Origin of the sequence: Bacillus silvicola, assembly GCF_050524305.1 — a bacterium.
Classification (GTDB): domain Bacteria; phylum Bacillota; class Bacilli; order Bacillales; family Bacillaceae_G; genus Bacillus_A; species Bacillus_A cereus_AT.
This window is the reverse complement of record NZ_JBNGVC010000013.1, coordinates 910,001-917,500: the sequence shown is the minus strand read 5'-3', so window position 1 is coordinate 917,500 and position 7,500 is coordinate 910,001. Positions and strand designations below refer to the sequence as shown.

The following is a 7,500-nucleotide window of genomic DNA, read 5'->3' as shown; positions in this document are numbered from 1 at the left end:
CAAGGCTAAATACTCCCTAGTGATCGATAGTGAACCAGTACCGTGAGGGAAAGGTGAAAAGCACCCCGGAAGGGGAGTGAAAGAGATCCTGAAACCGTGTGCCTACAAATAGTCAGAGCCCGTTAATGGGTGATGGCGTGCCTTTTGTAGAATGAACCGGCGAGTTACGATCCCGTGCAAGGTTAAGTTGAAGAGACGGAGCCGCAGCGAAAGCGAGTCTGAATAGGGCGTTTAGTACGTGGTCGTAGACCCGAAACCAGGTGATCTACCCATGTCCAGGGTGAAGTTCAGGTAACACTGAATGGAGGCCCGAACCCACGCACGTTGAAAAGTGCGGGGATGAGGTGTGGGTAGCGGAGAAATTCCAATCGAACCTGGAGATAGCTGGTTCTCCCCGAAATAGCTTTAGGGCTAGCCTTAAGTGTAAGAGTCTTGGAGGTAGAGCACTGATTGAACTAGGGGTCCTCATCGGATTACCGAATTCAGTCAAACTCCGAATGCCAATGACTTATCCTTAGGAGTCAGACTGCGAGTGATAAGATCCGTAGTCAAGAGGGAAACAGCCCAGATCGCCAGCTAAGGTCCCAAAGTGTGTATTAAGTGGAAAAGGATGTGGAGTTGCTTAGACAACTAGGATGTTGGCTTAGAAGCAGCCACCATTTAAAGAGTGCGTAATAGCTCACTAGTCGAGTGACTCTGCGCCGAAAATGTACCGGGGCTAAATACACCACCGAAGCTGCGAATTGATACCAATGGTATCAGTGGTAGGGGAGCGTTCTAAGTGCAGTGAAGTCAGACCGGAAGGACTGGTGGAGCGCTTAGAAGTGAGAATGCCGGTATGAGTAGCGAAAGACGGGTGAGAATCCCGTCCACCGAATGCCTAAGGTTTCCTGAGGAAGGCTCGTCCGCTCAGGGTTAGTCAGGACCTAAGCCGAGGCCGACAGGCGTAGGCGATGGACAACAGGTTGATATTCCTGTACCACCTCTTTATCGTTTGAGCAATGGAGGGACGCAGAAGGATAGAAGAAGCGTGCGATTGGTTGTGCACGTCCAAGCAGTTAGGCTGATAAGTAGGCAAATCCGCTTATCGTGAAGGCTGAGCTGTGATGGGGAAGCTCCTTATGGAGCGAAGTCTTTGATTCCCCGCTGCCAAGAAAAGCTTCTAGCGAGATAAAAGGTGCCTGTACCGCAAACCGACACAGGTAGGCGAGGAGAGAATCCTAAGGTGTGCGAGAGAACTCTGGTTAAGGAACTCGGCAAAATGACCCCGTAACTTCGGGAGAAGGGGTGCTTTCTTAACGGAAAGCCGCAGTGAATAGGCCCAAGCGACTGTTTAGCAAAAACACAGGTCTCTGCGAAGCCGTAAGGCGAAGTATAGGGGCTGACACCTGCCCGGTGCTGGAAGGTTAAGGAGAGGGGTTAGCGTAAGCGAAGCTCTGAACTGAAGCCCCAGTAAACGGCGGCCGTAACTATAACGGTCCTAAGGTAGCGAAATTCCTTGTCGGGTAAGTTCCGACCCGCACGAAAGGTGTAACGATTTGGGCACTGTCTCAACCAGAGACTCGGTGAAATTATAGTACCTGTGAAGATGCAGGTTACCCGCGACAGGACGGAAAGACCCCGTGGAGCTTTACTGTAGCCTGATATTGAATTTTGGTACAGTTTGTACAGGATAGGCGGGAGCCATTGAAACCGGAGCGCTAGCTTCGGTGGAGGCGCTGGTGGGATACCGCCCTGACTGTATTGAAATTCTAACCTACGGGTCTTATCGACCCGGGAGACAGTGTCAGGTGGGCAGTTTGACTGGGGCGGTCGCCTCCTAAAGTGTAACGGAGGCGCCCAAAGGTTCCCTCAGAATGGTTGGAAATCATTCGTAGAGTGCAAAGGCATAAGGGAGCTTGACTGCGAGACCTACAAGTCGAGCAGGGACGAAAGTCGGGCTTAGTGATCCGGTGGTTCCGCATGGAAGGGCCATCGCTCAACGGATAAAAGCTACCCCGGGGATAACAGGCTTATCTCCCCCAAGAGTCCACATCGACGGGGAGGTTTGGCACCTCGATGTCGGCTCATCGCATCCTGGGGCTGTAGTCGGTCCCAAGGGTTGGGCTGTTCGCCCATTAAAGCGGTACGCGAGCTGGGTTCAGAACGTCGTGAGACAGTTCGGTCCCTATCCGTCGTGGGCGTAGGAAATTTGAGAGGAGCTGTCCTTAGTACGAGAGGACCGGGATGGACGCACCGCTGGTGTACCAGTTGTTCTGCCAAGGGCATAGCTGGGTAGCTATGTGCGGAAGGGATAAGTGCTGAAAGCATCTAAGCATGAAGCCCCCCTCAAGATGAGATTTCCCATAGCGTAAGCTAGTAAGATCCCTGAAAGATGATCAGGTTGATAGGTTCGAGGTGGAAGCATGGTGACATGTGGAGCTGACGAATACTAATAGATCGAGGACTTAACCATATAATATGTAGCAAATGTTATCTAGTTTTGAAGGAATATGCCTTCATAGTTTGGTGATGATGGCAGAGAGGTCACACCCGTTCCCATACCGAACACGGAAGTTAAGCTCTCTAGCGCCGATGGTAGTTGGGACCTTGTCCCTGTGAGAGTAGGACGTCGCCAAGCAACCTTAAGACGAGTCAGAATGACTCGTCTTTTTTGTGTTTGATGAAATAAGCTTGTTATTTGTGTTTGATGAAATAAGCTTGTTATTAATGGCTCAAGAAATCCATTGATAACAAGCTTATTTGTTTAAAGATAAATGTATTTATATAGCATGGACTTCCGGTAAAATCGTTATTTATCATAGCTTCACTTTGTTTTTTACATCGATAAGCTTAAAACGTTCGCAAACGAGCAGCATATCTTCAGAAAAACAAAGACCAAGCTCGCTTAGTTCCTTTGTGAAAAACTGAATATGGGTATCTCTCCAGTAACTATAGGTACGATCGCCTTCGCCTTCAGCGATAGCGAATTCTTCAGTCACTTCATTCATTGGCATTATAGTTACTTCTATTGTCTTAATAATAGCTACAGGTTCATCCTGACTATTAAGTACAATACTATAATCGTTAGTTGTTGGTAGTGGTTCATTTTCTAATTCATAAAAAATATGGCCGGAGCAGGTTGCGGTTTTCACACCATCAATGACTAATTGAGCGAGATAATCAGGAGAATCACCAAATTGCCAAGCTGTAACAGATTCCGGTTTGTCACTGTTTCCCCAATAAGTATCCCAATATGATTGTGCTAATGGATTCATTTGTATATTTACCTCACTTTAGTTAAAGTTCATTTTTTTATAAGCCCTGGGCAAGTTGCTTATTTGTAATAGTTTTGTAGTCATTTAAAATCTGAATTGTTGTATTACGGATTAATAAAAGTAATAAGCTGAAGGAATATGGTTTATAAACTCTTTCTGTCCATTTATGACCATTTTTCCCGTAGACGCCCATATTAATAGAAGGGATGTTTAATTTTCGAATTGTTTCGTATGGTAATGGTGTGTAGTCTATTTGTGATTTGGGCTGCAATAAAGTTAGGATCAATGCCCGGCAGTGTATAACCTACACGTACTTCTCTTCCATAAATATAGAAACAAGGAAAAAGTGATGTATAACAAAGGGATGAGAACGTTAGTTCTATCGTGGTGTAATGGGTAGACTCAATCAATTGAGGTGCTTATTTTTACTTCAGTATATGTGTATAAAGAAGAAATGCTATTACTAGGTTCGGATTTCAAATATAGCTTTTAACGTTACATATTTTAATGAAGTATTGATTATAAGTAAAGAATATTCGGATTATTAAAGTTGATCTATTATCCACTATGCCATATTGAAGTGAGTAATACTAGAGGTGAAATAGATAAAAACCGATATTCCTTGAATATCGGTTTAATAATATGTGACTTATATGAAGCTATAGCAATACGAAAAGTGTAAATACAATGGCTAACAAAATACGATAATATGCAAAAGGTTTTAAACCTATCTTTTTTAAAAGCTTCAGGAAGGTTACTACTGCTAGCATTGCTACTATAAAAGAGGTAATGAATCCTATAGCAAACATAGGAATATCATCCGCACTTAAATACTTCCAACTTTTTAATAAGTCTAAGCCTGTAGCTCCAACCATTACAGGAAGAGCAATGAGAAAAGAGAACTCAGATGCAGCCTTATAATTTACTTTCGCTAATAGACCTCCAGAAATAGTAGAGCCAGCTCTTGAGAAGCCAGGATATACCGCTAAGCATTGAAATAATCCAATTGTTAATGCTTGACGGTATGTTAAATCATCTAGTGAAAAAGCGGTTACCTCTGCTTTTTTTGCTTCTGCAAAAATCATAAGAAATGCTCCTGCTACAAGTCCGATTACGACAGTATACGGCTGGAATAAGTATGCTTTAATAACATCATGTAATAATAAGCCAATAACTACTGCTGGGAACACCCCGAAAAAAACATGTAATGCATTGAATTTTTTCTCTTTCCGTAGAAGGGGTTTAATATTACATAAAGAAACAAGGCGTTTATGATATAAAATCGCGATAGCTAAAATTGCCCCTAACTGTATGACAATTTCAAACGTTTTTGCCCTTTCTCCTTCAAAACCTAATAAATGTCCGACTAATATAAGATGGCCAGTAGAAGAGATGGGTAAAAATTCAGCTAACCCTTCTACAATGCCAAGTATGAAGGCAATGATAAGATCGCTCATATTTTCACTCCTATAAATTAATGAATATCTACTCTTTTAAAATAGAATAGTGTTGTAATAAATCCGAAAATAGCTGTTACTGCAATGATGATATAAGAATACTCTGTTGGATAAGTCGGTTGTAATTCGTTATTTGCTATATCTAGAGTAGCGGTCCATGGGAATAGATCTTTATGTTTTGAATTTACGATCATAAGGTTAGTCATTGTAATAATGATTGTTAATATAATAGGTGGTACATAGGTCTTCATTACAAGAGTTAGTAGTACAATAGGTGAAGACAAAAGAAAGAGAAGTCCACCACATATTAAAAATTTTACGAGAGAGCCTAAAAGTAAGGTGATACTAAACCCAGGGAAGCTACCTACTAGCCCTAATAATAAAGTTAGCGCCCAAGCAACTAAAGTTAGCATCATGATCCAAAGGAATAGAAGGATAAACTTACTTATAATAAAGTTAATACGTGATATTGGGATAGTTAGCAAGTTTTTTAATGTATCTTCCGTGTATTCACGGGTAAATAGATAAGCGATTACAACTCCATATAAGGGGAATCCTATAATTAAAGTAGTGTATAGGTTAACTTCAGTGAACAGTTGACCAAATAAAATAGTTGGAGTAGGCTGCTTTGTCTTCAGGTGTATATAAGAAGCTACAACCACTAAAAATGGCGCGACACCTGCTCCGATAATACTAATCAAAAACATATTGGATCGTTTCAATTTTAATAGTTCTGTATAAAGCAGATTAACCAATTGCGCCACCCCCAACTAGTTTGGTGAAATAATCTTCTAGTCTATCTTCGCTCATCACAATTTTTAATACTTCAATATCATTACGAACTAACGTTCTGTTAATGTGTCCTTGCTGTCCAAAGTGAGAATAAACGCGAATATTTCCTTCATCATGTACCTCGTAATCAAAAATTTGAAAATGCTTTTCTAATAGCATCGCAGCTTTATTATCATTATTTACCTGGAATTCTATGTACTTACGATTGGCTTTACGCAGTGTATCAAGAGAAACTTCTTCTAATAACCTGCCTTCATGAATAATTCCCATACGATCGACTAGTTGTTCCACCTCAGCTAATATATGACTAGAAATGAGTATCGTTATACTTCTGTCTTGAGCTAAAGATTTAATGAGTTTTCGCATTTCTTTAATACCGATTGGATCTAGTCCGTTAGTTGGTTCATCTAGTATGAGTAGTTCAGGATAATGGAGAAGAGCACGTGCAATTCCTAAACGTTGCTTCATTCCTAAAGAGTATTTTCCTACTAATTTTTTTGTTTCGTGCTGCAAGCCTACAATTTCTAATGCTTCTTCAATTGCGTTCCTTTTGTGAACTCCAATTATCTTTGCATTAATTAATAAGTTCTCTCTTGCAGTTAAGTTTTCATAAAATCCTGGGACTTCAACGATAGAACCAATTCTTCTTAAAATGTCTTTTGGATTCCGAAGTAAATCCTCACCAAATATTTCTATATTTCCACTTGTAGGTTTTATAAGACTAAGCAGCATACGGATTGTAGTTGTTTTACCAGCACCGTTACGCCCTATGAATCCATAAATCTCTCCTTGCTGTACATTTATATTTAGATTATCTACTGACTTTTGGTTCCCATAAACTTTAGTAAGGTTTGTCGTTTTTATAATTGTATTTATAGGGGGCACCTACTTTCTATAAGTTCTTAATTACATAATAAAAAGGAAGGTTTAACTGTATATTAATCATTTCTTAACTATTTCTTAAAAGTAGTGTGTTTTGGGACGGAAAAACCAAAAGTAGTCCGTTCCCGGGGAATACTGTCAACCCATATACGCCCACCACTTTTTTCAACGAGCGCTTTAGAAATAGAAAGTCCGAGGCCACTACCACCGTAAGAAGGATTTCTTGATTGTTCGCTGCGGTACATCCGCTTAAATACGTTTTGTAAATCATGTTTTGGAATACCGGGTCCCTTGTCCCAAATAAGAAGCTCATATTCTGTATTGGTTTCTAGTAATTCGACTCCTACTATTTTTCCGGATTTTCCGTGATGGATAGCGTTTTTTATTAGATTACCTATAATTCGTATAAGGCTAAGGTGATCTGCAATAATAGGAGAAGTAGATTCTGGTATGAGAACTTGTAGTTCAATGTTATGTTTTGATAGCTCGGGTAAAAATTCGATTAATACTTCTCTAGTAACTTCAGAAAAATCGAGTTCTTCTTCTTTTAATGGAAATTCATCAGCATCTAGCTTGGCCATATTAAAGATTTCATCGACCAGATGTTTTAAGTCATTCGATTTCTTATAAAGTATTTCAAGATATTCTTGCTTTTCGACTTCAGAAGTAGCGACATCATCTTTTAAAGCATCAATATATCCAATAATAGAAGTGAGTGGTGTCCGGATATCATGTGAGATATTAGATAAAAGTTGTTTTCTAGCTTCTTGGGATTTCCTTGCTTCAATCTGACCCTTTTCTAATGCAGTCATTAATTCGTTTATTGAAAACACGATATTATTTAATGAACGGTCGTTATTTGTGAATAGCCTCGTTTGTAAATTCCCTTTAAGTGCACGGCTTAATTTAGCGACCATTGATTTGCGACTTTGAATAAATTTTATTCTTGAAAAGAAAAGATATATTGTAATTAAGATGAGAGTAATAAATAAAAATATTTTGATTTTTGGGTCCATGTGTATATTTAAAAGGCCGCAAATGATAAGTTGTAATGAAATAAGGAAGAGGATCTTATCATTTTTCAACCTTTTCACCTACAAACTTATAACCGA

Annotated in this window: 6 protein-coding genes, 2 rRNA genes and 1 pseudogene (2 of these 9 only partly in view); 2 read left to right on the top strand and 7 right to left on the bottom strand. The window is 40.1% G+C overall.

Annotated features, from left to right (window positions below):
- Both ACP6L7_RS26800 and rrf read left to right on the top strand, forming a co-directional pair.
- Positions 1–2,455 (top strand): 23S ribosomal RNA (locus tag ACP6L7_RS26800); it begins 467 nt to the left of the window's first position.
- Between the two features lie 49 nt (positions 2,456–2,504).
- Positions 2,505–2,620, top strand: a 5S ribosomal RNA gene (rrf, locus tag ACP6L7_RS26795).
- 178 nt (positions 2,621–2,798) lie between these two features.
- Here the strand turns inward: rrf and ACP6L7_RS26790 are convergent.
- From ACP6L7_RS26790 to ACP6L7_RS26760, 7 genes and pseudogenes are all read right to left on the bottom strand, one after another.
- A complete protein-coding gene (locus ACP6L7_RS26790; RefSeq protein ID WP_097832691.1) occupies positions 2,799–3,257 on the bottom strand; it encodes an ASCH domain-containing protein in 459 nt (152 codons plus the stop codon).
- A gap of 37 nt (positions 3,258–3,294) precedes the next feature.
- Positions 3,295–3,495, bottom strand: a pseudogene (locus ACP6L7_RS26785) (peptidase M20); the annotation flags it as partial.
- A 421-nt stretch (positions 3,496–3,916) separates the two neighbouring features.
- Positions 3,917–4,714, bottom strand: a complete 798-nt coding sequence (gene bacA, locus ACP6L7_RS26780) for an undecaprenyl-diphosphate phosphatase (RefSeq protein WP_097832693.1) — start codon at positions 4,712–4,714, stop codon at positions 3,917–3,919.
- Positions 4,715–4,731: 17 nt separating this feature from the next.
- On the bottom strand, positions 4,732–5,469 hold the full coding sequence (locus ACP6L7_RS26775; RefSeq protein ID WP_141533536.1) for an ABC transporter permease: 738 nt from the start codon (positions 5,467–5,469) through the stop codon (positions 4,732–4,734).
- Positions 5,462–6,391, bottom strand: a complete 930-nt coding sequence (locus tag ACP6L7_RS26770; RefSeq protein ID WP_097832695.1) for an ABC transporter ATP-binding protein — start codon at positions 6,389–6,391, stop codon at positions 5,462–5,464. Before ACP6L7_RS26770 ends, ACP6L7_RS26775 begins: the two co-directional genes overlap by 8 nt.
- 68 nt (positions 6,392–6,459) lie before the next feature.
- On the bottom strand, positions 6,460–7,473 hold the full coding sequence (locus tag ACP6L7_RS26765) for a sensor histidine kinase (RefSeq protein ID WP_141533535.1): 1,014 nt from the start codon (positions 7,471–7,473) through the stop codon (positions 6,460–6,462).
- Positions 7,463–7,500: the end of a response regulator transcription factor gene (locus ACP6L7_RS26760; protein ID WP_097832697.1), read on the bottom strand. It continues 676 nt past the right edge of the window; the window shows 38 of its 714 coding nt (coding positions 677–714); its start codon lies beyond the right edge, outside the window; the stop codon is at positions 7,463–7,465. The genes ACP6L7_RS26765 and ACP6L7_RS26760 overlap by 11 nt, the downstream gene beginning before the upstream one ends.

Bases quoted from the DNA above. Each gene is read 5' to 3' on its own strand.
- bacA (WP_097832693.1), bottom strand. From the start codon at position 4,714: ATGAGCGATCTTATCATTGCCTTCATACTTGGCATTGTAGAAGGGTTA.
- ACP6L7_RS26790 (WP_097832691.1), bottom strand. From the start codon at position 3,257: ATGAATCCATTAGCACAATCATATTGGGATACTTATTGGGGAAACAGT.